Annotated in this window: 17 protein-coding genes and 1 pseudogene; 13 read left to right on the forward strand and 5 right to left on the reverse strand. The window is 69.7% G+C overall.

All coding sequences use genetic code 11. The features are described 5' to 3' along the window. Positions 1-4: 4 nt before the first annotated feature. The 5 genes from QFZ26_RS11170 (at position 5) to QFZ26_RS11190 (ending at position 7802) form a co-directional block, all read left to right on the forward strand. On the forward strand, positions 5-616 hold the full coding sequence (locus QFZ26_RS11170; protein ID WP_307042080.1) for an MFS transporter: 612 nt from the start codon (positions 5-7) through the stop codon (positions 614-616). Continuing rightward, entirely contained in the window at positions 556-1428 is an 873-nt protein-coding gene (locus QFZ26_RS11175) for an MFS transporter (protein ID WP_307042082.1), read from the forward strand. Before QFZ26_RS11170 ends, QFZ26_RS11175 begins: the two co-directional genes overlap by 61 nt. Positions 1429-1584: 156 nt before the next feature. After that, positions 1585-7059 carry an OmpL47-type beta-barrel domain-containing protein gene (locus QFZ26_RS11180; protein WP_307042084.1) on the forward strand — a complete coding sequence of 1825 codons (5475 nt, stop codon included), beginning with the start codon at positions 1585-1587 and terminating at the stop codon, positions 7057-7059. A 73-nt stretch (positions 7060-7132) separates the two neighbouring features. Continuing rightward, positions 7133-7294 (forward strand): chitobiase/beta-hexosaminidase C-terminal domain-containing protein, encoded by a 162-nt coding sequence (locus QFZ26_RS11185; RefSeq protein WP_307042086.1) that lies wholly within the window; start codon positions 7133-7135, stop codon positions 7292-7294. A gap of 118 nt (positions 7295-7412) precedes the next feature. Then, the gene (locus tag QFZ26_RS11190; RefSeq protein WP_307042088.1) at positions 7413-7802 is read left to right on the forward strand and encodes an META domain-containing protein; all 390 of its coding nucleotides are present in this window, start codon (positions 7413-7415) and stop codon (positions 7800-7802) included. A 39-nt stretch (positions 7803-7841) separates the two neighbouring features. Here QFZ26_RS11190 and QFZ26_RS11195 read toward each other — a convergent pair whose 3' ends face one another. After that, positions 7842-8921 (reverse strand): DNA polymerase IV, encoded by a 1080-nt coding sequence (locus QFZ26_RS11195; protein ID WP_444876239.1) that lies wholly within the window; start codon positions 8919-8921, stop codon positions 7842-7844. A gap of 271 nt (positions 8922-9192) precedes the next feature. Here QFZ26_RS11195 and QFZ26_RS11200 point away from each other — a divergent pair, with 271 nt between their 5' ends. Both QFZ26_RS11200 and QFZ26_RS11205 read left to right on the forward strand, forming a co-directional pair. Further along, positions 9193-12387, forward strand: coding sequence for a rhamnogalacturonan lyase family protein (locus tag QFZ26_RS11200; protein ID WP_307042090.1), 3195 nt, complete (start codon positions 9193-9195; stop codon positions 12385-12387). 212 nt (positions 12388-12599) lie between these two features. Continuing rightward, on the forward strand, positions 12600-12944 hold the full coding sequence (locus QFZ26_RS11205; RefSeq protein WP_307042091.1) for a hypothetical protein: 345 nt from the start codon (positions 12600-12602) through the stop codon (positions 12942-12944). Between the two features lie 15 nt (positions 12945-12959). Here QFZ26_RS11205 and QFZ26_RS11210 read toward each other — a convergent pair whose 3' ends face one another. Both QFZ26_RS11210 and QFZ26_RS11215 read right to left on the reverse strand, forming a co-directional pair. Continuing rightward, positions 12960-13673 carry a GAF and ANTAR domain-containing protein gene (locus QFZ26_RS11210; protein ID WP_307042093.1) on the reverse strand — a complete coding sequence of 238 codons (714 nt, stop codon included), beginning with the start codon at positions 13671-13673 and terminating at the stop codon, positions 12960-12962. Beyond that, positions 13670-14371 (reverse strand): GAF and ANTAR domain-containing protein, encoded by a 702-nt coding sequence (locus tag QFZ26_RS11215; protein WP_307042095.1) that lies wholly within the window; start codon positions 14369-14371, stop codon positions 13670-13672. Before QFZ26_RS11215 ends, QFZ26_RS11210 begins: the two co-directional genes overlap by 4 nt. A 110-nt stretch (positions 14372-14481) precedes the next feature. Between QFZ26_RS11215 and QFZ26_RS11220 the strand changes: the two genes are divergently transcribed. The 4 genes from QFZ26_RS11220 (at position 14482) to QFZ26_RS11235 (ending at position 17961) form a co-directional block, all read left to right on the forward strand. Continuing rightward, complete coding sequence (locus tag QFZ26_RS11220) at positions 14482-16275, forward strand: DEAD/DEAH box helicase (RefSeq protein ID WP_307042097.1); 1794 nt, start codon at positions 14482-14484, stop codon at positions 16273-16275. 128 nt (positions 16276-16403) lie between these two features. After that, on the forward strand, positions 16404-17018 hold the full coding sequence (locus QFZ26_RS11225) for a hypothetical protein (protein ID WP_307042099.1): 615 nt from the start codon (positions 16404-16406) through the stop codon (positions 17016-17018). A 47-nt stretch (positions 17019-17065) separates the two neighbouring features. Then, positions 17066-17560, forward strand: a complete 495-nt coding sequence (locus tag QFZ26_RS11230; RefSeq protein WP_307042101.1) for a hypothetical protein — start codon at positions 17066-17068, stop codon at positions 17558-17560. After that, positions 17557-17961, forward strand: coding sequence for a DUF2809 domain-containing protein (locus QFZ26_RS11235; protein WP_307042102.1), 405 nt, complete (start codon positions 17557-17559; stop codon positions 17959-17961). Before QFZ26_RS11230 ends, QFZ26_RS11235 begins: the two co-directional genes overlap by 4 nt. 21 nt (positions 17962-17982) lie before the next feature. Here QFZ26_RS11235 and QFZ26_RS11240 read toward each other — a convergent pair whose 3' ends face one another. Both QFZ26_RS11240 and QFZ26_RS11245 read right to left on the reverse strand, forming a co-directional pair. Then, a complete protein-coding gene (locus tag QFZ26_RS11240) occupies positions 17983-19542 on the reverse strand; it encodes a glycosyltransferase (RefSeq protein WP_307042104.1) in 1560 nt (519 codons plus the stop codon). 75 nt (positions 19543-19617) lie between these two features. Then, positions 19618-20718, reverse strand: coding sequence for an alpha/beta hydrolase (locus QFZ26_RS11245; protein WP_307042106.1), 1101 nt, complete (start codon positions 20716-20718; stop codon positions 19618-19620). 145 nt (positions 20719-20863) lie between these two features. On the opposite strand from QFZ26_RS11245, the pseudogene QFZ26_RS11250 reads away from it, so the two are divergent. Both QFZ26_RS11250 and cls read left to right on the forward strand, forming a co-directional pair. Then, positions 20864-21824 (forward strand): annotated as a pseudogene (locus tag QFZ26_RS11250) (phosphodiesterase). Positions 21825-21949: 125 nt separating this feature from the next. Further along, positions 21950-23422: a cardiolipin synthase gene (gene cls, locus QFZ26_RS11255; protein WP_307042108.1), complete on the forward strand. Its 1473-nt coding sequence runs from the start codon at positions 21950-21952 to the stop codon at positions 23420-23422. Positions 23423-23424 lie beyond the last annotated feature (2 nt).

The raw sequence follows: 23424 nt of genomic DNA on the forward strand, positions 1-23424 counted from the left end.
TTGCATGAGCACCGACACGGCACCACTCACCGGGCAATCCGGCGACCACCGAATCCGGGGCCGCGCGCTCGGGCTGCTCGTGGTGCTGTGCGGGGCAGCATTCCTCGAGGGTGTCGACATCGCGATGTTCGGCGTCGCGCTCCCGGTCATCCGAGCCGACCTCGGCCTCGCCACGGGCGAGCTCCAGTGGGTGGTGAGCGCGTACATCCTCGGCTACGGCGGCTTCATGCTGCTCGGCGGGCGCACCGCCGACCTGCTCGGTCGCCGCCGCGTGTTCCTGGTGTCGCTGACGGTGTTCATCGTCTTCTCGGGGCTCGGCGGGCTCGCCACCGAGTCGTGGATGCTGCTCACCGCGCGTGCCGTGACCGGCATCGCGGCGGCCTTCATGATGCCGGCCGGCCTGTCGATCATCACGACGAGCTTCGAGGAAGGGCCGCTGCGCACGAAGGCGCTCCTCATCTATGCCGGCATCGGCGCAGCCGGGTTCTCGATGGGGCTCGTCGCCGGTGGACTGCTCACGATGCTCGGCTGGCGCTGGGGGTGTTCTTCGCGCCGGTGCTGGTGTCCATCGTGCTGCTCCTGCTTGCGGTGCCGTTCGTGCCGCGCGATCGCGTGACATCCGACCGACCGAAGCGGGGGCGAGCGGATGTCGCGGGCGCCGTGACCGTGACGGGCGCGTTCCTCACGCTCATCGCCGCGATCGAGCAGTCCTCGCACGCCGATCCGATCGTGACCGCCTCGCTCGCCATCACGAGTGCCGGGCTCTTCGCGGCATTCGTCGCCATCGAGCGCCGCGCGCAGGAGCCGCTCGTTCGCCTGTCATTCCTGCGCCGGATGCCGCTGCTGCGCGCCTACGCCGGCGCCGCCTCGCTCGCGGCGGGGTTCATGGGGTTCCAGTTCCTCGTGGTGCTGTACCTGCAGGAGCAGCTCGGATGGACCGCGCTGCAGTCGTCGCTCGCGATGCTCGTGCTGGGCATCGACGCGATCCTCGCGCCCACCCTCACCCCTCGGCTCGTCGCCCGGTTCGGGCTGTGGCCGGTGACGCTCGGCGGACTCGCGTTCGCCGCGGCATCCTTCCTGCTGTTCCTCCCGGTCGGTCCCGACTGGACATATGCGGCGATGTTCCCGAGCTTCCTGGCCCTCGGCCTCGCGTTCACGTTCGCGTACGGCCCGCTGACGGTCGCGGCGACCGACGGGGTCGCCGACGAGGACCAGGGGCTCAGCGGCGGACTGCTCTACACGGCGTTCCAGTTCGGGGCGGCGATCGGGCTCGCCGCGACGAGTGCGGTGCTCATGGCCCTGGCGGCCGACGGGACGGCTCCCCTCGAGGCGACTCGCATCGCGCTCGGTGTTCCGCTCGCGGCATCCGCTCTCGGGATCGTCGTCGCGATCGGCGCGGTCGTCGCGTCTCGGCGACGCCGCGCGTGACGGTCGTCCGGTTTCGGTCGCGCCGAAAATTCCGAAAAGGCTTGCGGAGGTCGAGGCGGCCCAGCTAGCGTCGCAGTTCGTGAGTCGCGCTCACCGGTGAGTCGCGACGGGAGAGGTGTGGACGACGTGGTCTGGGCATCGAGGAGACGAGGACGGGTGGCGCGCGGGGCGCTCGCCGCCGCCGCCACTGCAGCAGTGATCGGCAGCACGCTGCTGGCGACACCGGCAGTCGCCGACAATGCCGACATCGGGTATCCGACGTTCGCGGGGAGCGCGAACCCGGTGCCCGCGACGGGCGTGGACTATGAGCCCGGCGGGCAGCTCCAGGCGATTTTCGAGGCCGACGCGGCATCCGGAGCCGGCACGAGTGCCGAAAACGATTTCTGGATCGACGAGATGCTGGCTCGCACCGGCACGGCCGGCAGCCACGGCGACGACAACCAGTGGCTGTTCACCCGTGGGCGGGCCGCCTTCATGAAGGAGCACACGCCCGGCACCCTCGGGTTCGGCGGCCAGCTCGCGTACTGGGAGGCCATCGACGGCCGCGGCGGCTACACGATCACGGCACAGGTGGGCGGCGCGAACGTCGCGCTCACTGAAGACCCGACGTTGCGCAAGCAGACGCCGAGCTACTGGCGGAGCGTGCACCGCAACGCCGGCGTGGGGCTCGAGGTCGTACAGACGAAGTTCATCACCGACGCCAACGTGCTCACCACGAACCTCGAGCTGCGCTCCACCGGCCCCGCGCTCGACGTCACGGTCCGTGCCGTCTCGCCATACGCGGCGGTCGCCCAGGGCGGTGAGCTCACCGGCACGGTCGATGCACTCAACGACCTCACGACCCTGCACCCGCGGTTCTCGGGTGACGGCTTCGCCCCGGCCGACGGGGCGCTCGTGGCATCCGTCGCCGTTCCTGCCGGGGGCAGCGCCACCACCAAGGTGCAGCTCGGTCTCGTGACCGACGAGATCGCGGCATCCCGCACCGAGTACGACGCTGTGCGCGCCGCGACACCGGCCGCCGCGTACACCTCGCACGTCACCGCCTACAACCAGTGGTGGGCCGACAACGTGCCCTACCTCGACACCCCGGAAGACAACATCGACAAGACGCTGTTCTACCGCTGGTGGCTCATGCGCTTCAACTTCCTCGACGCCGACATCCCGGGCAACACGTACCAGTTCCCGACCTCGATGGAGGGCGTGCTCGGCTACAACAACTCGATCGTGCTCACGACCGGCATGTTCATCGACGACCTGAAGTACTTCCGCGACCCGGTGTACTCGTACGGACCGTGGGTCTCCGCCGGTGAGACGTCGAAGAGCTACAAGTTCGTCGACAACCCCGGCGACCCGGCCAACTGGTCGAACAGCTACACCCAGTACATCTCCGAGGCCGCCTGGCGCTCGTACCAGCTGCACGGCGGACCGACCGCGATCGCCGAGAACCTCGCGAAGTACGCCGAGTACGACGTCGAGGGCCTGATCGACGCCTACGACCGCAACGACAACGGCCTCATCGAGTACAACTGGGGCGCGATGACCGGCAACGACGCCGATGCGGTGTCGTTCGACTGGAAGCCCGGCTACATGGACCGGGCCGAGAACGCCTACCTCTACTCGAACGCGATGGCCGCTGCCGCCGCATACCGGGTCGCGGGCGACGACGCGAAGGCCGACGAGATGGACGCCTTCGCCGCGAACGTGAAGTCGCAGGTCATGGACCTGCTCTGGAATGCCGACACGAAGCTCATCGAGCACCTCCACGAGTCGGGCGAGCACGTGCCGTGGAAGGAGATCAACAACTACTACCCGTTCTCGGTCGGCCTCGTGCCGAAGCCGGGCGACCCCGACTACGACGACACCTACGTCGACGCGCTGCGCCTCTTCGCGGATGACTCGGAGTACCCGATCTTCCCGTTCTACACGGCGAACCAGGCCGACAAGGCCGAGGCGGCCGCAGGGGGCGACCCGGGAAGCAACAACTTCTCGGTGATCAACTCGACGGTGACGTTCCGGATGCTCTCCCGCGTGCTGCGCGACTACCCGACCGATGCGATCGACGCCGACTGGTACAAGAAGCTCCTCTACTGGAACGCCTGGGCGCACTACCAGAACGGCGGCGACAACCGCCTGCCCGACCAGAACGAGTTCTGGGCCGACGGGTCGGCCGACCCGCAGTCGATCGGGTACCGCTCGTGGATCCACCACACGATCCTCGGCGCGACGAACTTCACGATGATCGAGGACGCGATGGGCCTGCGCCCGCGCAGCGACGCGAAGATCGAGCTCGACCCCATCGGCATCGGGTGGGACCACTTCACGGCGAACAACATCCGCTACCGCGACCGCGACCTCACGGTCACGTGGGACGAGCCCGGCGGCACCGACCACTACGGCGCATCCGTGCCTGACGGCTACTCGGTCTTCCTCGACGGCGAGCTCGCGTTCTCGGTCGACGACCTCGCGCACGTCGTCTACGACCCCGCCACCGGCGAGGTCGAGGTCGAGGGCGATGCGACCGTCACCACCGCGACCGCCTCGGCCGTGCAGGCGCCCGCCGACGTCCGGTTCGCCGACCGCGCCCGCGTCATCGACCTCTTCGCCAAAGCGGGTGCCGATGTCGCCACCGCGAGCACGGGTTCGGAGAACCTCGCGGCCGGCGGTGAGGCATCCGCCACCTTCTCGGCCGACGGCCGTGCACCGGCCGCGGCCGTGAACGGCACGACCATCAACGAGCCGTTCTGGGGCACTGCGGGCTCGCCGAACGCGAAGGACTCGCTCACGGTCGAGCTCGGCGGTGAGCAGGCCTTCGACGACGCACGCGTGTTCTTCTACGACAGCTCGTCGAGCGCGACGGTCGCCGGGTACCGCGAGCCCTCGCTCTACTCGCTCGAGGTGCGCCAGGGCGGCACGTGGTCGACGATCCCGCTCCAGGCACGCACTCCGGCCCACCCGCGGGCGAACCTCAACCACGTGCAGTTCCCCGAGGTCACGGGCGATGCCGTACGCATCACCGTGACCCACGCCGGGGGCGCGAAGACCGGCATCAAGGAGCTGCAGGTCTTCAGCACCGGCGTCGAGGCTCCGGCGTCGACGAACCAGGCACCGCTCGTGACCGCATGGCAGGATGTCGCCGCCTCGACGGCGGGCGAGGCCGCCCTCGTCGGCACCGCGAAGGACGACGGCCTGCCGGGCGGTGCACTCGCCGTCGACTGGTCGATCGTGAGTGCGCCGGAGGGCGCGACCGTGCTCTTCGACGACGCGCACGCGGCATCCACCGTCGCCCGGTTCTCGAGTGCGGGCACCTACGTGCTGCGACTCACGGCCGACGACGGCGAGAACTCGAGCTTCGTCGACGTGACGGTGCAGGGCGAGGCGGCGACGCGCGGGCTGAACGTCGCCCCCGACGCGACGCCCACGGCCGAGTACACGGCCGGCTGGAACAACGTCAACGCCGTCAATAACGGCACCATCCTGCACACCGGCGGCGCCCAGAGCGAGCTGTGGGGCACGTGGTCGGGCAACCACCCCGCGACGCGCTGGCTGCAATACGAGTGGGCCGAACCCGTGCGCGTGTCGGGCATGGAGCTCAGCTTCTGGCGCGACCAGAGCAACGTGAACTCGACCGCGGGCGTGAACGTGCCGAAGGCGTGGAGGGCGCAGTACTGGGATGGCAGCGCGTGGATCGACGTGCCGAGCCCGACCGGGTACGGCGTGCTTCGCGATGAGCCGAACACGACCGACTTCGGCGCCGTCACCACGACCCGCCTGCGCGTCGTGCTGAGCGCGATGGGCTCGGGCACCACCTTCGCTGCCGTGGGCGTGAGCGAGTGGAAGGTCTTCGCCGACGCGCCCGTCGCGATCGAGCCGATCGATGTGCGTACCGGCGTGGGGGAGGTTCCCACCCTCCCCGCGACCGTCGACGGCACATTCGCCGACGGCAGCCACACCGACCTCGACGTGACCTGGGCGCCGATCACGGCCGAGCAGGTCGCCGGCGAGGGCAGCTTCGCCGTCGCGGGCATCGTGCCGGGTTCGCCGGTACCGGCCGCCGCCACCGTGTGGGTGCGCGCCACGCCGCCCGGCCAGGTGAACGCGGTCGACGAGGTCGACGTGCACACCGCCGCCGGCGTCGCGCCCGACCTGCCGTCTGCCGTGGGCGTGCTCTACAACGACGGCTCTCGCGAAGACCTGCCGGTCGAGTGGGATGCGGTCGATCCGGCCGACTACGCGACCGACGGCGAGTTCTCGATCGACGGCGAGGTGCAGACCGACCTGCCAGGCGTGACGGCGGCCGTGGCATCCGTCACCGTCGGCAGCGGCTCGGGTGGCGCCGACACCCAGGCGCCCACGGTCTCGCTGACGACGGCTCCTGAGCCGCCCGCATCGGGCTGGCACACCGGACCGGTCACCGTGACCGTCGCTGCGAGCGACAACCGCGATCCGGCGCCGGTCGTCGAGGTGCGGGTCGATGGCGGTGGCTGGGTGGCCTACACCGGGCCGGTCGCCGTGTCGTCCGACGGGTCGCACACCGTCGAGGCACGGGCGACGGATGCCGCGGGCAACGTGTCGAGCGTGCCGCAGGCGGAGTTCCGCCTCGACCAGCTCGCCCCGGCGCTCACGATCGTCACCGATGCGGTCGCACGCACCGTGAAGGCGACGGCTGCCGACGCCGGCTCGGGGGTCGCCTCGGTGCAGTACCGCTTCGCCGGCGAGACCGAGTGGCGTCCCGTGGCGGGAACGATCCTCGTCGGCCTCGACGAAGTACGCATCGAGCTGCAGGCGACGGATGCCGCGGGCAACGTGAGCGCCGTCGAGGAGCGCACCGTGCCGGCGAGCGATGGCAACCACCGTCGCAACGTCGCATTGCTCGCCACGCCGACGGCCTCGGTCACGGCGGGCTGGAACCGGGTCACCGGGCTCAACGACGACGTGCAGCCGACCTCGTCGGATGACGTCACGCCCAACGACAACGCGAACGTGTGGGGTGCCTGGCCCGAGATCGGCACGCAGTGGGTGCAGTACGACTGGGCGGAAAGGGTCACGATCGGCGAGCTCGGCGTGTACTTCATCTCCAACCTCGACGGCGCGGGTCTCGGCATCGACGTGCCGAAGAGCTGGAGCGCCGAGTACTGGGACCCCGAGGCCGGTGACGCCGGCGCCTGGGTGCCGGTCGAGGCATCCGGTGCCTACAGGGTCGAGGTCGACGCGTACAACGTCGTCGAGTTCGCCGCGGTGACCACGACGAAGCTGCGCCTGCAGCTCGAGGCGACGGGCACCACGTCGGGTGCCGGCAGCCTCGGCATCAAGGAGTGGCAGGTCTACGAGGCCCCGCCGGTCGAGGTGCCCGACACCGAGGCGCCCGTCGTGACACCCGCGGTCGACCCCGAGACGCCGGCCACCGGTTGGCACACCGGCACGGTCACGGTCTCGGCGACCGCGCTCGACAACCGCGACGAGGCGCCCTCGATCGAGGTGCAGCTCGGCGACGGCGACTGGACGGCCTACTCGGCGCCGCTCCAGATCGACGACGACGGCGTGCACACGGTGCGATTCCGGGCGACGGATGCCGCGGGCAACGTCTCTGAGCCGGTCGAGGTCGAGGTGCCCCCGCGACGCGACGGCCCCTGAGGTCGCGGCTTCGCTCGACGGGAAGAAGCGGATCGTCATCGAGGCGAGCGACGAGCTCTCGGGCGTCGCGCGCGTGGAGTACTCGACGAAGAAGAAGAAGGGAGCAGCGTCCGAGTGGGCCGAGTACACCGGCCCGCTCGAGGTCGATGCGAAGACCGTGGTGTCCATCCGCGCCGTCGACTCCGCCGGGAACGTGAGCGAGGTCGTCGAGGTGACTCGCAAGACGCTCCGCTGACGCCGCGTCGGTGGTGGCGATCGTCCATTCGTCACCGCCGACGCTCGCCCCCGACTCGGGGCGTGACGCGGCGAGGAGCCGCTGACGCTCGAAGCGTCGTGCGAAGTAGGCTGCGAGCATGTCTCGGATTCTCGGCAGTGTTGCCGCCCTCTTCGTCGCATCACTCGCGCTCACGGGATGTACCGATGCGCCGGGCGACGCGTCGATCGATCCGGTCGGCACCTGGGGTGACACCACCGACACCACCGAGCCGTCGCTCACGCTGGATGAAGACGGCTCGCTCAGCGGAACCGACGGCTGCAATCAGTTGAGCGGCTCGTGGCGGGTCGAAAGCGAGGACCTCATCTACTTCGACTCGGTCGCGTCGACCCGGATGGCGTGTCCCGACGTCGACACCTGGCTCGACAAGCTCAGCCAGGCGACGGTCTCGGACGACACCATGACGATCACCGGGAGCGATGGCGCCGAGATCGGTCAGCTCGAGCGCACTTCAGGCGACCAGCGGTGAGGTGGGCGTCGCTCGAGTGACTCGCGCTCCGGCGGTCGGCTACCAACCGCCTCGGGTCGGCGTGTGGCCCTCGCGGGCGTCGTCGGGCATGGGCATCTCGGCTCGCAGGCCGAGCAGCCGAATCGGCCGGTCGGGCTCGATTCGTCCGACGAGGCCGAGCACGCGGGTGAGCACGACCTCGCGTTCGAAGGTCTCGGGGATCTTCTTGGTGAAGACCTTCGTGATGAACGGCGCGTAGCGAACCTTGAGCGTGAGGCCGATCACCGGGCGGCCTTCGGCCGCGACGTCCTCGAGCACGCGGGCGGCGAGCTCGAGCGCCGCCGCCTCGATCTGTGCGGGCTCGGTGAGATCCTGCTGGTAGGTGGTCTCCCGGCTGTGCCCGCGCGCCACCCACGGTGTGTCGTCGACGACGCGTGCGCCGTCGCCCCGGCCGAGCTGGGCGTACCACGGGCCCATCTTGGGGCCGAACTCGGCCACGAGGCCCTCGGGGTCTGCCGCGGCGAGCTCGGCGACCGTGGTGAGGCCGAGCCCGGCCAGGCGACGGGAGATCTTCGATCCGACGCCCCACAACTCGATCGTCGGGCGCTCGCCCATCACCTCGAGCCAGTTGTCGGCCGTGAGCCGGAACACGCCGCGGGGCTTGCCGAACCCCGTGGCGACCTTCGCTCGCACGAGGGTGTCGCCGATGCCGACACTGCAGTGCAGCCGGGTGCGCTCGAGCACCGCCCGCTGCAACCGCCGGGCGTATCCTTCGGGGTCGTCGGTCCGCACGCCGACGAACGCCTCGTCCCAGCCGAGCACCTGCACGACCGCGCCGGGTTGCGCCCGCAGCGTCGCCATGACCTCCTCGGATGCCGCGAGGTACGTGTCGGCGTCGACCGGGAGGATCACCGCATCGGGTGCCTTGCGAGCGGCGATGCGCAGCGGCATCCCCGAACCGACGCCGAACGCACGTGCTTCGTACGATGCGGTCGACACCACGGCCCGCTCGGTCGGGTCTCCGCGGCCGCCGACGATCAGCGGCTTTCCGGCCAGCTCGGGATGCCGCAGCACTTCGACGGCCGCGATGAACTGGTCGAGGTCGACGTGCAGCACCCAGGAGTCCCGGAGTTCGATCACGCGACCAGTCTGCCGCCTCGCACCGCGCGCATGTCGGCGCGAATCGTTTCGATCAGATCTTGACATCGACCTCGGGCGGGCATATCTTCGGGACTGGAAAGCGCATTCCCACGGAATCGGCCGGGCACGGAACCCCGTCACACTTTCGACGAAGAAGGCAGGCATGGTCACGTCCATCTCGCAACCCAGAACCAGCACCACATCACGACGTGCGCGAACCGCGCTGCGCAAAGTCATACCCCTCTCCCTGTCGGTGGCCGTAGGCCTGTCGTTGTTCGGCTTCAGCGCCCCGGCCGTGGCCGCCGGCCCCCAGTCCGACCTGCGCCCGGTGGAGCACCTGACCCGCGGCCTGGTCGCGGCCCAGACCGCCGACGGCGTCTTCCTGAGCTGGCGATTCCTCGGTGACGAGCCCGACGGCCTGTCGTGGAACGTCTACCGCAAGGACGGTGGTGCCGACTTCGCGAAGATCGCGACCATCGCGCCGCGGGACGTGCAGCCGGAGAGCAACTACGAGACGAACCCCGGCATCGTGAAGGAAGACGTCACCCCGTCGAACTACACCGACCCCGACGGCGCTCTCACCTCCGTCTACGAGGTCGCCCCGGTCGTCGACGGCGTCGAGGGGGAGCGGCAGGGCATGAGCGTGGCCATGCTGTCGAGCCTGGCCGGCCAGGCCGGGCAGGCCAACAGGGGCGCCGTGCACTACATCCCGATGAAGCCGGCGCCGGCACCCGTGCCGCTCGCGCACTTCACCTATCGCGGTAACCGGTTCGGCCCCGGCACGAACCTGAGCGCGGCCAACATGGTCGTGCCGAACACGGGCGGCCAGAACTGGTACGTCGTCGACATGGACCTGCTGAAGGCGTTCCGTGTGGCGTACGAGGATCAGGCGACCGTCACTCAGGAGCAGCTCGACGGCTGGGTCGCCGAGCTCAACGAGCACAACACGACCCCCAATGCCCTCGGCGTCGCCACATATGCCTCCGATCGACCGTTGACGAACTCGCTCGTCAACGGCAAGATCACCGATGCGCTGTACAGCGAGCTCGAAGCCGAGTTCATCACGTACGTCGAGAACCTCGACGCGGGCACCTCGCTGCCCTACGCGAAGACGGCTGCGGGCGCCATCCACACCTCGCAGAGCAGCGCCTACTCGACGCACGACATGACGGTGGGCGACTTCGACGGAGACGGCGAGTACGAGATCGTCGTCAAGTGGCGCAGCACCCAGCAGGACCCCATGTACTCCGAGCCGATCTTCGGCGGCGGCAACACCACGACCGCCCCCGAGTACATCGACGCGTACAAGCAGGACGGCACGCTGCTGTTCCGCATCGACATGGGCTACAACGTGCGGGCTGCCAACGACCACGAGACCACCCTGTTCGCCGAGGACTTCGACGGTGACGGCAAGTCGGAGCTGATGCTCAAGACGGCACTCGGCACCCGCATCGGCAACTGGGACGAAGCGTCGCAGTCGGTCGTGTATCCGGAATCGGGCGTCGTGGGCGGTGAAGACGGACTCCAGACCACCACCGACAAGTTCAAGGAGTACTTCGCCACCGGCAACGAGCAGGCGCTGGACACCTACTGGTCGCTCCTGAACAGCTTCAGCATCTCGTACCGCAGCCCCACCGCCGGAGGCGGCAACGACGGACCGAACGATCCGGCCCTCAAGCGCTGGATCAAGACGTACCACGTCGGGCCCATCGGCCCGGCCAAGGACGACCAGGAGTTCTTCTCGGCCTTCGAATGGGACGCAGAGGCAGGGAAGGGCGTGCTCGTGGACAGCGAGAAGTATCCGTTCCCCTACGAAGCGAGCGTCGACGGCGAGAACTGGGCCATGACGCCCGCCACCCAGCGCGGCAACTACTCCTACCTGGCCTTCCCGGGTCCCGGTGCCGGCACCTCGGCGAACGACTACAAGGCGCAGATCATGGCGCAGTCCGAGGCCTACTGGCTCGAGCACCCCTGGAAGGCGGCCTCGTACGGCGACGCGCAGGGCAACCGCCCCAACCGGTACGTCGGTGTCGTGGCAGCGCTTGACGGGGTCAACAAGTACGCGGTCTCCCAGCGGGGCTACTACCACCGGACGACCCTCGCCGCCTTCAACATCGTCGACGGTCAGGTCAACCTCCAGGCGAACTTCGACTCGGCCGACCCGCAGTACTGGTCGTTGGGCGGCACCGCCTACGACTACCAGAACCGCGGCAACCACTTCACCACCTCCGCCGACCTCGACGGTGATGGCTGGGACGAGGTCGTGTTGAAGGCGATGGTCCTCGGCCTGAGCGCCGACAGGACCAAGATCCTGCCGAAGGTGCTGAACGGCGACATCATGCCCACGATCGAGGGGCTGAACAGCGTCCCTCCGGTGCCCGGCGTCTTCCAGTTCGCGACCGACGAGGTCCGGAACAACCCGCTGAACGTGTGGGCGCCGCTCCGCCACGGCGACCGCAGCGCACTGCTGCCGGTCGACAAGGACGACAGCATCAGGGAGTGGTCCGGCATGGAGGAGCACCTGCTCGACGACTTGCACACGGGCGTGCACCACGGCTGGATCCCCGGTCCGGCGGGCTACGACCCGATGAAGGGCAAGCGTCTCGACGAGGAGGGTGAGGTCATCACCGAGAACTCGCTCATCTACGGCGTGTACGCCGCGAGCGACGACGAGGGCAGCGTGGCCGGCAACTTCTCCAACCGCTGGCCGGGCGCGCAGGGCGGATCGGCAGGAGCGACGATGGAGGTGAGGAGCATGGTCACCGGCGAGATCCTGACGACCACCGCCTCGCCCCGCGGCATCGCGCAGGGCCAGAACGCCATCTGGTTCGGGGGCGGCCTGACGCACATGGGCGTCAACGGGGCCACGATCAACACGATCGACGACCTGACCTTCGCGCCCTCCTCGTACCTCGCGACCGGCCTCACGTCGACCGGCAACAAGAGCACCCCCACGCTCAAGGCCGACCTGTTCGGCGACTGGCGCGAGGAACTCGTCCTCCGCGCCAGCGGGAACCGGCTGGGCATCGTCACGACGCTGGCGCCCACGGAGTACGGCATCCGCACGCTGATGCACGACCCGATGTACCGCAACGGCGTGGCCAACAAGAACACCGGCTACGACCAGGTGGGCTTCGCCAGCTTCTACCTCGGCGACGAGGCGGAGCTGCCGGCGATGCGGACCGACATCTCCGTGCCAGACAGGACCGCCCCGACGGTCACGGTCAAGCCGGACTCGAAGGGTGACGACGGGGTCTACACGAAGGTGTCCTTCAAGGCGTTCGACGCGGGCAAGATCGACCGGTTCACACTGAACGGTGTGGAGCAGGATCTGGCCGACCGCACGCACGCGAATCTCAACGGGATCAAGCCGGGCACGTACGGCGGCCAACTCGGCAGCAACGAGCTGAAGGTGTACGACGTGGCGGGCAACGTCACGACCGTGACCTTCACGCTCGTGGAGTGACGGCAGCGGCTCCGGCCGCGGGTTCGAAATAGCGGCTCGGGAGGGTCGGTCCACATGGGGCCGGCCCTCTCGTGCTGCACCACGAGCCACCCCACGGACGCCCCGCGTCAAGGCTCTAGGAGCACACGGCTTCGCCTGCTATCCTCCGTTGCATCGGCTCCCCCGGACCATGGGAACCATCGTTGAAAGCGCAGTACCGGGGGGTACGACAAATGCAGCGAATTCACTACGCAGGTCACGACTTCTTCACCGGCAACGAGCTCGCCGACGCCGTGGTCGAGTACGCGTGCCTGCTCGCCGAAGCGGGCCGATACGCCACGATCGACGTTCCGACCACGGCCGGCGACGGCGGCTCGACCTCGGCCCGGTTGCTGCTCGGCCCGTCGATGCCGGTTGCGACCGAATCGGTGCAGGGGCCGAGTGTCGAACTCGTCGATGAGGCGGCGCTGTCGGGTCTTCGTGATGCCGCGCAGCGGCTGCGCACGCCCACGGCCGTTCGCCTGAACGTCTCACGCCGGCCGCTGACCATGGTCGACGAGTACGACGTGCGGTTGTAGGCGGCGGCTCGATCCTCAGAAGATGATGGCGCGATCGACCAACTGCCGCGCGACCAGTGCGAGCGGCAGCTGGTTCGACCTCGCGTGCGCGCGCAACAGCCTGAACGCCTCATCCATCGAGACGTCGTGGGTGTAGGCGAGGATGCCCTTCGCCTGCTCGATCGTGACCCGTGAGTTCAACGCGTGCTGCAATTGCTCGCGCGCCGCGTCGCTCGCTCGCAGGGTGCGCTCGTGCAGGATGCCGATGGTGGCGACGTCGGCGAGGGCGCGCGCGGCGCGAACGTCGCGATCGGTCAGCCCGCCGCCCTCGCCGAGGAAGAGATTGAGCGCGCCGATCGTCGTCTCGCGAAGGCGAAGGGGGACCGCGTGCACCGCGGTGAATCCCTGCGCACGGGCTGCGCGGCGGAACGGCTCCCAGTCGGGCGGCCCCTGCTCGAGGTCGGTGACCGAGACGACGGCTGCCGTGCGGAAGCTCTCGATGCACGGACCTGCCTGGGCACTCAGCTGCATCACCTCCACGAGCCGGCTCTCCTCACTCGTGGACGCGAGCACGTCGAGGTCGCCGTGCTCGTCGGCGAGGAGGAGCCCCGCCGCCGCGACGTCGAACGTCGACACGCACGTGTCGACGAGCGTCTGCATCAGGTCGACCACGTCGTAGTGGTCGATGAGCGTGTCGGCGAGGGTCGCGAAGACGTCGACGAGCCGTTCTTCACGGGTCAGCTCGCTCATCGCGTGTCCTCGATGGAGCTGTCGGCGAGCTCGTAGGTGAGGCGCCGCTCGATGAGGTCCTCGGCGACCTCGCGCATCGATCGGCCCTGAGAGAATGCCTGCCCCTGGATGAGCAGGTGCGCGTCTTCAGCGGAGATGCCGAGCTGGGCGATGACGAAGCCGGTGGCCTGGTGGATGATGCGGCGGGCGTTCGGGGCGTGATCGTCGGACTCCGTCGTGGCCGCCGAGCCCAGGGCGCGTCGCAGCACGTGACGGCTGACGATCGACGCGAACACCTCGGACCGCTTCGCATCGCGTGCACCGAGCTCCATGGGCTGCACGGCGTAGAGGTCGAGTGCGCCGATGCGCAGCGGGCCGATGATGAGCGGGAACGCGAAGAGCGCCCCGACCCGGTGCGGTGCCATCGCCTCGGAGAAGGCCGGCCAGCGACGCACGTCGGCCAGCTGCGGGGAGAGCACCGGCCTGCCCGTCGACAGCGCCTCCCAGCACGGACCCTCGCCGAGATCGAACTGCACCTCGTCGATGCGTGCGGCGAGGTCGTCGCTCGCCGCGACGGTCTCGGAGCCGAGGAAGTCGCCGAGCGTGGAGATCGCGGCGCCCGTCACCGGGATGACATCGAGGATGGGCAGCGTCAGCGACGAGCCGTCGCCGTCCATCTGCGACAGGGCGCTCGCTGCGGCGGCGAATCGATCGACCATGGCGAAAACGTTACTCCTCGGACCTGAACGACGTGAGGTCGGATGCCGCTCGTCCCACCCGGTCCGGCCGCGTACTGGAGGCACACATCTTCGAAGGTCTACCCTGAAGCGTGACCTCACATGATGTTCCCGTCGAGGCCGAGGCTCCCCGCGAGCCCGCCGCGACCACGTTCGCAGACCTCGGTCTCGACGGTCCGGTGCTGAAGGCGCTCGACGACGTCGGCTACGAGACGCCGTCGGCGATCCAGGCAGCCACGATCCCGACCCTCCTCGCCGGCCGCGACGTCGTCGGCCTCGCGCAGACGGGCACCGGCAAGACGGCGGCGTTCGCGCTGCCCATCCTCGCCCGCCTCGACCTGTCGCAGAAGAGCCCGCAGGCACTCGTGCTCGCGCCCACCCGCGAGCTCGCCCTGCAGGTCTGCGAGGCGTTCGAGCGCTACGCCGCGCACCTCAAGGGCGTGCACATCCTCCCCGTCTACGGCGGACAGGGCTATGGCGTACAGCTCTCAGCGCTGCGCCGCGGCGTGCACATCGTGGTCGGCACTCCCGGCCGCATCATGGACCACCTCGACAAGGGCACCCTCGACCTGTCGGAGCTCAAGTACCTCGTGCTCGACGAGGCCGACGAGATGCTGAAGATGGGCTTCGCCGAAGACGTCGAGACGATCCTCGCCGACACCCCCGACGACAAACAGGTCGCCCTGTTCTCGGCGACCATGCCCGCCACGATCCGCCGCATGTCGAAGCAGTACCTGCACGATCCCGAAGAGATCACGGTCAAGAACAAGACCACGACCTCGGTCAACACCACGCAGCGCTACCTCGTCGTCTCGTACCAGCAGAAGATGGACGCCCTCACGCGCATCCTCGAGGTCGAGAACTTCGAGGGCATGATCATCTTCGTTCGCACGAAGAGCGTGACCGAAGAGATCGCCGAGAAGCTCCGCGCACGTGGATACTCGGCGGCGGCGATCAACGGCGACGTCGCGCAGGTGCAGCGTGAGCGCACCGTCAACCAGTTGAAGTCGGGCAAGCTCGACATCCTGGTGGCAACGGATGTCGCGGCGCGCGGCCTCGACGTCGAGCGCATCAGCCACGTGGTGAACTTCGACATCCCAACCGACACCGAGTCGTACGTGCACCGCATCGGGCGCACGGGCCGGGCCGGCCGGAGCGGCGACGCGATCAGCTTCGTCACCCCGCGCGAGCGCAACCTCGTCTCCTCGATCGAGCGCGCGACCCGCCAGCCGCTCACGCAGATGCAGCTGCCGAGTGTCGACGACGTCAACGTGACGAGGCTCGCACGGTTCGACGACCGCATCACCGCGGCACTCGACCAGGCTTCGCGCATCGAGGGATTCCGCGACATCATCGCGCACTACGTGCGCAACCACGACGTGCCCGAGGTCGACGTGGCCGCGGCGCTCGCGGTCGTCGCACAGGGGGAATCGCCCCTCCTGCTCGAGCCCGAGCCTGAGCGGCCGCGCCGCGCCGAGCGCCCCGAGCGTGACGACCGCGGCAAGGGTCGTGAGAGTCGTGACGGCGACCGGTTCGACCGTGGCGACCGCGGCGACCGGCCCGAACGCCGCATGCGGCCGAGCGGCAAGCCGATGGCCACCTACCGCATCGCGGTCGGCAAGCGCCAGAAGGTCGAGCCGCGACAGATCGTCGGCGCGCTCGCCAACGAGGGCGGCCTCAGTCGCGAAGACTTCGGCGCCATCCAGATCCGGCCCGACTTCTCGCTCGTCGAGCTGCCGGCCGACCTGTCGGGAGAGACACTCTCGAAGCTCGACGGCACCCGCATCTCGGGCCGGCTCATCGAGCTTCGTCCCGACAGCGGCGGTCCCGCCCGTCGCGGCGGTGGCGACGACAAGCCGTACCGCAAGCCGCGACACAAGGGCTGAGAGCGCCCTCACCTTCGGCCGCAGCCGGATGTCGGTTGGAAGTCGCGCGGTGTGTCCGCCTATCCTCGGAGGGTGCCGTGTCCCCCGAATGGGGGGATCATCACGGTGATCGATGAGCGAGGGCAGACGTGGTCGACGGCGAGCACCATGGTGACGGCGGGGTCGGCACACGGCGTCGGCGGGGCCGGCACGCGGCTCCGGCGGTCACCGGCGGTCTCGTGGCCGGTCGTGCCTGGCTGCTCGAGCGTCGCCCGCACGTGCTGATCCTCGCGGTGACGGTGGTCGTCGTCGCCGTGCTCGGCGGCGCGTTCTCGGCCAGGTCCTTCGCTGGTGCACCGCAGGCCCTCGATGAGCTGGCCAGTGACAGCACGACCCGGCCGACGTCGACCGACTCGGCCGGGCCGACGAGCTACGCGCCCATTCTGCCGAGCCCCGGGCCGCCGCCCTCGGTCAGCCCCGCAGGTCCGTCCGCACCCCGGGAGGACTCCGCGGAGCAGGCGGCCGACGTGCCTTCGGGCTCCGAGGCTGAACCGACTGCCGAGCCGGCGCCGATCGCGCAGCCGGAAGGCGAGGCCGCGCCCGGTGCCACGAACCCGCCCGACGCGACGAGTCCGCCCGGAGCGACGACCCCGCCCGACGAAGCGAAGGCCCCGGCCGACCCGAAAGATCAGGAGGATCCGGAGAGCTGCGTCGAGCGCCGCGGATTCCTGGAGCTCCTGCTCCTCGGCCCGTCGTGTCCATGATGTCCGGCTTGCGATGCTCGTCGGGACCCGACCGTGTGGAGGTGAGCGTGCCTGAGTTCGACGAGAAGCAGGGCGAACGCCCGCTCCGCCCGCGCGGTCGGCGTGCTGCCCCCAAGTCACGCGTCGCCCGGGTCGTCGAGCCGCTCGCCCCGACGATGGCGGTCGCGACGGCATGGGCGTCGACGCACCGCCTCGGCGCCATGATGGCCATCTGCGGCATCGCCACCGTGGCGATGCTGGGCGGCGGCATCGCGCTGATCCAACAGCCGGGTGCCGGGATCTCCGAGCCCGAGCCCGACGCCGACTCGTATTCGATGCTCGACGATCCGCGCCCCACGACGACGGCCCCTGCGGCGCCCAGCCCCTTCGGCCCGATCCTGCCTACCCCGGCGCCGCCGCAGGCGGCGCCGGCACCCGAGCAGCCCGACGAGGCCGTCGAACCGCCCGTCGACGAGCCCATCGTCGAACCGGCACCCAGCGTGGAGCCAGGCCGCGGCGACGGTCCCGGCCGGGGCAACGGCCCGAAGAAGCCCAAGGAGTGACGCGCGTCCGCGTGCCGAGCATCGTCGCACTGGCCGGATGCCTCGCGCTCGGCCTCGGCCTGCAACTGCTCGACCGCTCGCCCGTCGTCGATGTCGCAGGCGGCATGCTCTACGTCTGTGCCGCCGGCTTGGTGCTCAGTGCGGTCTGGACGGGGCTCTCGAGCCCGGTTGTCGCCCTCGTCGCGTTCGCGTTCGCCCTCGCGGTCGAGCTGCTTCAGCTCACCGCGGTGCCCCAGACCGTGGTGGCCGCATTCCCGCCGGCACGTCTGCTCTTCGGGAGCTCGTTCGACCCGGTCGACCTGCTCGTCTACGCGGGCGGTGCGGTGCTCCTCCTCGGGATGCGCCTCGCGATCGTCCGGATCACCACGCGACGGAGCTCCGCGCCCGCGACCGACCGCTGAGCTGCGCCGTGCCGTGCCGCCTCAGCCGACGCGGCGCACGCGATCGAGCGCCGCGGCCGCAGTCAGGGCGAGCGAGCGCAGTTGCGGTGCGATCGGGGTCCGCGCCGCAGCGGCGCGAAGTGCTCGCAGGCGCGGGGAGTGGGACAGCCGCCGTTGCACCGCCACGCGGCGAAGCTCCCGCGCCCACAGCCGGGTCACCCGTTCGTCGTCGAAGCGCCGGGCCGACCGGATCGCTCGCCGGCGCATGCGCGCGAGCTGCCGGGGCGGCATCGTCCGCGCCCGGACGAGTGCGGCCGCGAGCGCCTCGACGTCGCCCGCGGGCACGAGCACGCCGTTGCGCCCGTCGCGGATGAGGTCGGCCGGGCCGTAGGCGACGTCGTACGCGATGGGGAGGCATCCGGCCGCCATGCTCTCGATGAGCACGAGCGGGAACCCCTCGGAGCGCGACGTGAGCAGGAGGAACGACGACTCGAGGAGGCGCCGGCGCGCGTCGGGGTCGTAACCGTGCAATTGCACGGCGGCGCTGCCGTCGATGAGCCGCTCGAGTGCGTCGCGGCTCTCGCCGTCACCGTAGACGTCGAGCCGCAGTGGCCTGCCGAGCCGGGCGCTCGCCTGCTGCACCGCCTCGATCGCGTGCGAGACGCGCTTGCGCGGCGTGAGCGCCGCGAGCATGATCACCCGGTCGGGGTCGCGTCGCTGCAGGGACATCCGCGTATCGGCCGACGGCTCGGGCCCCATCAGCGGCCCGCGCGAATTGGGCACCACCACGATCGTGCCGTGGTGCCCGACGAACCGCTCGATCTCGTCGGCCTGGCGCCTCGAGAGCACGGCGACGAGGTCGAAGTCCTCGAGGTGCTCGAAGACCTCACGGCGTGAACGGCGGATCGGATGGCCCTCGTCGGGAGCCGCCCGATGCGAGCCGTGCACGACGTGCGCGGTGATGACGTGCGGGCGCCGGTACGTGAGCATGAACCGCGCGATCGTCTTGCTGTCGACGATCATGAAGCTCGGCCGGCCGTCGGTCAGCGCGTCGAGCCACGCGGTGTAGAGCGGCCAGATGCGCCGCCACGAGCGCACGGGCCGGCCGCCGTCGTCGCACAGCACGACCGAGCGACCGCCCACGGTGCCGCGCTCGCGCGTGTCGCGGCGGTCACTGAGCACGAGGGTGCCGTCGTCGCGGTAGTGGTCGACCTGGAGGATCCGCCCGTCATCGTCGACCCTTGCGCGGCTCATCACGCGGTCGCCGCGACGACGCACGTCAGTCGTGTCGTCGTCGCTGATCGGCGTGAACACGTCGCGGCCGAGCTGCAGCGAGCCGCCGGGCAGCGGATGCTCCCGCAGCCAGTCGTACAGGTTGCGCACGCGCACCCCGTCGGCGAGCACGCCGCGATCGCGCAACGCCTGCTCGAGGCGACCGGTGTCGGGCCGTGCATCGAATGTGAGCACGTCGACGTCGACCCCGCCGAACCGGCTGAACGCCGCCGAACGGCGCAGCATCGAATCGGTCATCCCGCCGAACTCGTCGGGGATCGACCACGTGACGGCGAACTGCCGACCATCGGGCAGACGGACTCGGGTCATTCTCGACTCCGGGATGGCGAACGCCTGACGGGCATCACCCCAGCCTATCCCGAGCGGTGCGAGGCTTCTGGAGGCTCAGCCGGTCACCTCACCGAGGAACTCGAGCGTCTCGACGAGCGCCGCCTGCGCATCCTCGCCGTCGAGGTGGAACTGGTACTCGTGCGGCAGCGCGGGCACGTGCTCGGCCGGCCAGAACAGCGCCGTGACGTCGACCCCCTGTTGCACGAGGCGGTCGCGCATGGGCAGCGACTGGATCCAGGTGAGCGCGTCACCGTTGCCGCCTGAGATGTAGGTCGTGGGGAAGTCGGCGGTGACGAAGTCGATCGTCGACATCGTGGCACCCGATGAGCGCTGGGACCAGTCCTGGTGGCCCGTGTATCCCCAGAGCGCGATCTTGAAGCCCCAGGCGCCGATGCCGGTCAACTCCGACATCGCGTCGAGATCGTAGACGCCGCAGTTCAGCACGACGCCGACGAGCTGGTCGGCGTCGAGCGCCGGGTCGATGCTGAGCAGTTGCGCGTAGTCGGGATTCGTCGACAGTGCGGCGAGCTGGCTCGCCAGCTGGGCACCGGCCGAATCGCCGGCCAGCACGATGCGCTCCGGGTCGATGCGGAACTCCGCCGCGCGGGCATCGAGGGTCGCGAGGGCGTCGTTCAGCTGGTGCACCGCGGTCGGGTAGGTCGCCTCGGGTCCCACCGTGTAGTTCAGTCCGACGGTCGTGTAGCCCTCGGCCGCGAGGATCCGCAGGTAGGGGTCGACGTTGGTCGAGTTGCCCGAGATCCAGGCACCGCCGTGCACCCACACGATCGTGGGCAACTGCTCGTCACCGTCGTCGGGGGAGTAGACGTCGAAGGTCATCCCGTCATCGGCCGCATCGCCGTCGACCGGCACGTCGAGCTGCTCGGTCAGCGGTGCGTCGGTCACGTGCCGGTCCATCTCCGCCGCGGTGTCCGCCCCGCCCTTCTCGAAGACGGAGCGGATCGCGAGCGCCGACGGCCATGGCGTGAGCGTGACGACCCACGTGATCAGGAAGCCGACCACGGCGATGGCCGTGACCGTTCCGATGAAGCGCCGTTGGCGGCGGGTCAGCCAGACCTCATTGCCCCACGACGGCAGTGCGTTGCGCGTGTTCTTCTTCGACGACAATCGTTCCCCCTCGACCTCGGCCTCCGTCATCCTGTCGGAGATCCGCCCCCCAGCGTGCGGGACGCACCGGGTTCATACGCGTTCGGCATCGTCACACCCCGTGTTCATGACCCGTTCAGGGATGCGTGTTCGGCTAGGTTGACCCCGAAGCCCAAGGATGCGCACTCACCGATCGATGGGACGAAACGTGACCACCCGCACGGCCGAGTACCCCAGGCCGCAGCACTTCCTCCTCCACATCAGCGACACCCACCTGCTCGCCGGTGACGGCCTCCTCTACGATCGCGTCGCGAGCGAGCGGCACCTGCGGGCGCTGTTCGACGAGTTCGAGGCATCCGGTGGCCGGCCCGAGGGCGATCGTCTTCACCGGCGACCTCGCCGACAAGGGCGAGCCCGAAGCGTACGCGCGCATCCGCCGCATCGTCGACCCCGTCGCCGAGCGGCTCGGTGCCCAGGTCATCTGGGTCATGGGCAACCACGACGACCGCACCGCCTTCCGGCGCGGCCTCCTCGACGAGCGCATCGTCGCAGGTTCACGCCCGGTCGACCGCGTCGACGACGTCAACGGCCTCCGGGTGATCACCCTCGACTCGACCGTGCCCGGCCATCACCACGGCGAGGTGGCGCCCGAGCAGCTCGACTGGCTCGCCGAGGAGCTCTCGATTCCGGCGCCGCACGGCACCGTGCTCGCGATGCACCACCCGCCGATCCCGAGCGTGCTCGACCTCGCCGCGAGCGTCGAGCTCCGCGACCAGCACGAGCTCGCCGAGGTCGTCGCAGGCAGCGACATCCGCTCGATCATCGCCGGCCACCTGCATTACTCGTCGATGGCGACGTTCGCGGGCGTGCCCGTGTCGGTCGCGTCGGCGAGCTGCTACACGCAAGACCTCAACGTGCCCGTCGGCGGCACCCGCGGCCGCGACGGCGCGCGTGCGTTCAACCTCGTGCACGTGTACCCGACGACCGTGCTGCACTCGGTCGTTCCGCTGGGCTCGTATCCGAGCCTCGACTGGATCGACGCGGGCGAAAGCGCTCGGCGACTCGCCGAGTCGGGCATCAGGGTCACGGATGCCGCGACGCCGACCGTGCCGCAGGAGCCGCCGTTCACCATGCCCATCCCGGTGCTCGCAGGCTGAACGGCCCCGGCCGACGCGGAGGCTTCCGCCCCGGGCCGGCGGAGTGCCATACTCGGACCACTTCTCTCGACCGCCGCGGATGCCGCTTGCGCGAGGGGAGCAGGCGACCAGGGGGGAGGTGGCGCATGAGCACGGAGCTCGCCACGATCATCGGGGTGGTGCTGGTCCTCGCGGACCTGGCCATCCGCATCACGGCGCTCATCATCGTGCCGCGGGGGCGCAAGCCCACCGCGGCGATGGCCTGGCTCCTCGCGATCTTCCTGATCCCGTTCGTCGGCATCCTCTTCTTCCTGCTCATCGGCAGCTCGAAGCTGCCGAAGAAGCGCGTCGAGAAGCAAGCCGAGATCAACCGCATGATCGCCGCGAAGGCCGAGGGCATCGCCGCCCCTTCCGACCGGGCGACCTGGCCCGAATGGTTCTCCTCGCTCTCGGAGCAGAACCGGGTGCTCGGCGCGCTGCCCGCACTGGGCGGCAACACGGCCGAGCTGATCGGCGACTATCGCGGCTCCATCGACGCCATGGCCGCGGACATCGACACCGCCACCCGGTTCGTGCACGTCGAGTTCTTCATCGTCTCGTTCGACGAGACGACCAAGGGGTTCTTCGCCGCGATGGAGCGGGCGGTGCAGCGCGGCGTCACGGTTCGCGTGCTCCTCGACTACATCGCCTCGGGCAAGGCCGCCGGGCACGACGAGACGTATGCCGAACTCGACCGCATCGGCGCGAAGTGGAGCTTCATGCTGCCCGTGCGCCCGCTGAAGGGCGAGTACCAACGGCCCGACCTGCGCAACCACCGCAAGCTCGTCGTGGTCGACGGGCTCGTCGGGTTCATGGGATCGCAGAACCTCATCGACCGCACCTACAACTCCAAGAAGAACCTCAAGCGCGGGCTGCAGTGGCAGGAGCTCGTGGCGCGGGTCACGGGGCCGGTCGTGACGGCGATCAACACGGTCTTCCTCTCCGACTGGTACCTCGAGACCGACGAACTCCTCGGCGACGACGAGAACGTGCCGGTCGCCGCGGTGCCGGCCGACCCCTCGCCCGACGCCCTGGTGTGCCAGGTGGTGCCGAGCGGACCCGGGTACGAGGCCGAGAACAATCTCCGCCTCTTCCTCGCGCTCATCAACTCGGCGCAGCGGCGGGCCATCATCACGAGCCCCTACTTCGTGCCCGACGAGGCGATGCTGTACGCGATCACCTCGGCCTGCTACCGCGGGCTCGACGTGCAGCTCTTCGTCTCGGAGATCGGCGACCAGGGCTCGGTCTGGCACGCGCAGCGCTCGTATTACCGCACCCTCCTGCAGGCGGGCGTCAAGATCTGGCTGTACCCCGGCCCGTACATCCTGCACTCGAAGCACCTGTCGATCGATGACGACGTCGCCGTGATCGGCTCGAGCAACATGGACATCCGCTCGTTCAGCCTCAACTCCGAGATGATGCTGCTCGTGCGCGGCGCCTCGTTCGTCGAGCAGATGCGCGCGGTCGAGCAGGGCTATCGCGACGCCGGCCGCCAGCTCACGCTCGAGGAATGGGACAAGGAGCCGGGCTCGGCGACGTTCCTCGATGGCGTCGCCCGCCTCACCTCGGCGCTGCAGTAGCC

Source organism: Agromyces ramosus, assembly GCF_030817175.1.
GTDB lineage: Bacteria > Actinomycetota > Actinomycetes > Actinomycetales > Microbacteriaceae > Agromyces > Agromyces ramosus_A.

Coding starts and splice junctions, on each gene's coding strand:
- QFZ26_RS11205 (WP_307042091.1), top strand. CDS start 12,600: ATGCAGCGAATTCACTACGCAGGTCACGACTTCTTCACCGGCAACGAG.
- QFZ26_RS11210 (WP_307042093.1), bottom strand. CDS start 13,673: ATGAGCGAGCTGACCCGTGAAGAACGGCTCGTCGACGTCTTCGCGACC.
- QFZ26_RS11215 (WP_307042095.1), bottom strand. CDS start 14,371: ATGGTCGATCGATTCGCCGCCGCAGCGAGCGCCCTGTCGCAGATGGAC.
- QFZ26_RS11170 (WP_307042080.1), top strand. CDS start 5: ATGAGCACCGACACGGCACCACTCACCGGGCAATCCGGCGACCACCGA.
- cls (WP_307042108.1), top strand. CDS start 21,950: ATGAGCACGGAGCTCGCCACGATCATCGGGGTGGTGCTGGTCCTCGCG.
- QFZ26_RS11190 (WP_307042088.1), top strand. CDS start 7,413: ATGTCTCGGATTCTCGGCAGTGTTGCCGCCCTCTTCGTCGCATCACTC.
- QFZ26_RS11245 (WP_307042106.1), bottom strand. CDS start 20,718: ATGACGGAGGCCGAGGTCGAGGGGGAACGATTGTCGTCGAAGAAGAAC.
- QFZ26_RS11240 (WP_307042104.1), bottom strand. CDS start 19,542: ATGACCCGAGTCCGTCTGCCCGATGGTCGGCAGTTCGCCGTCACGTGG.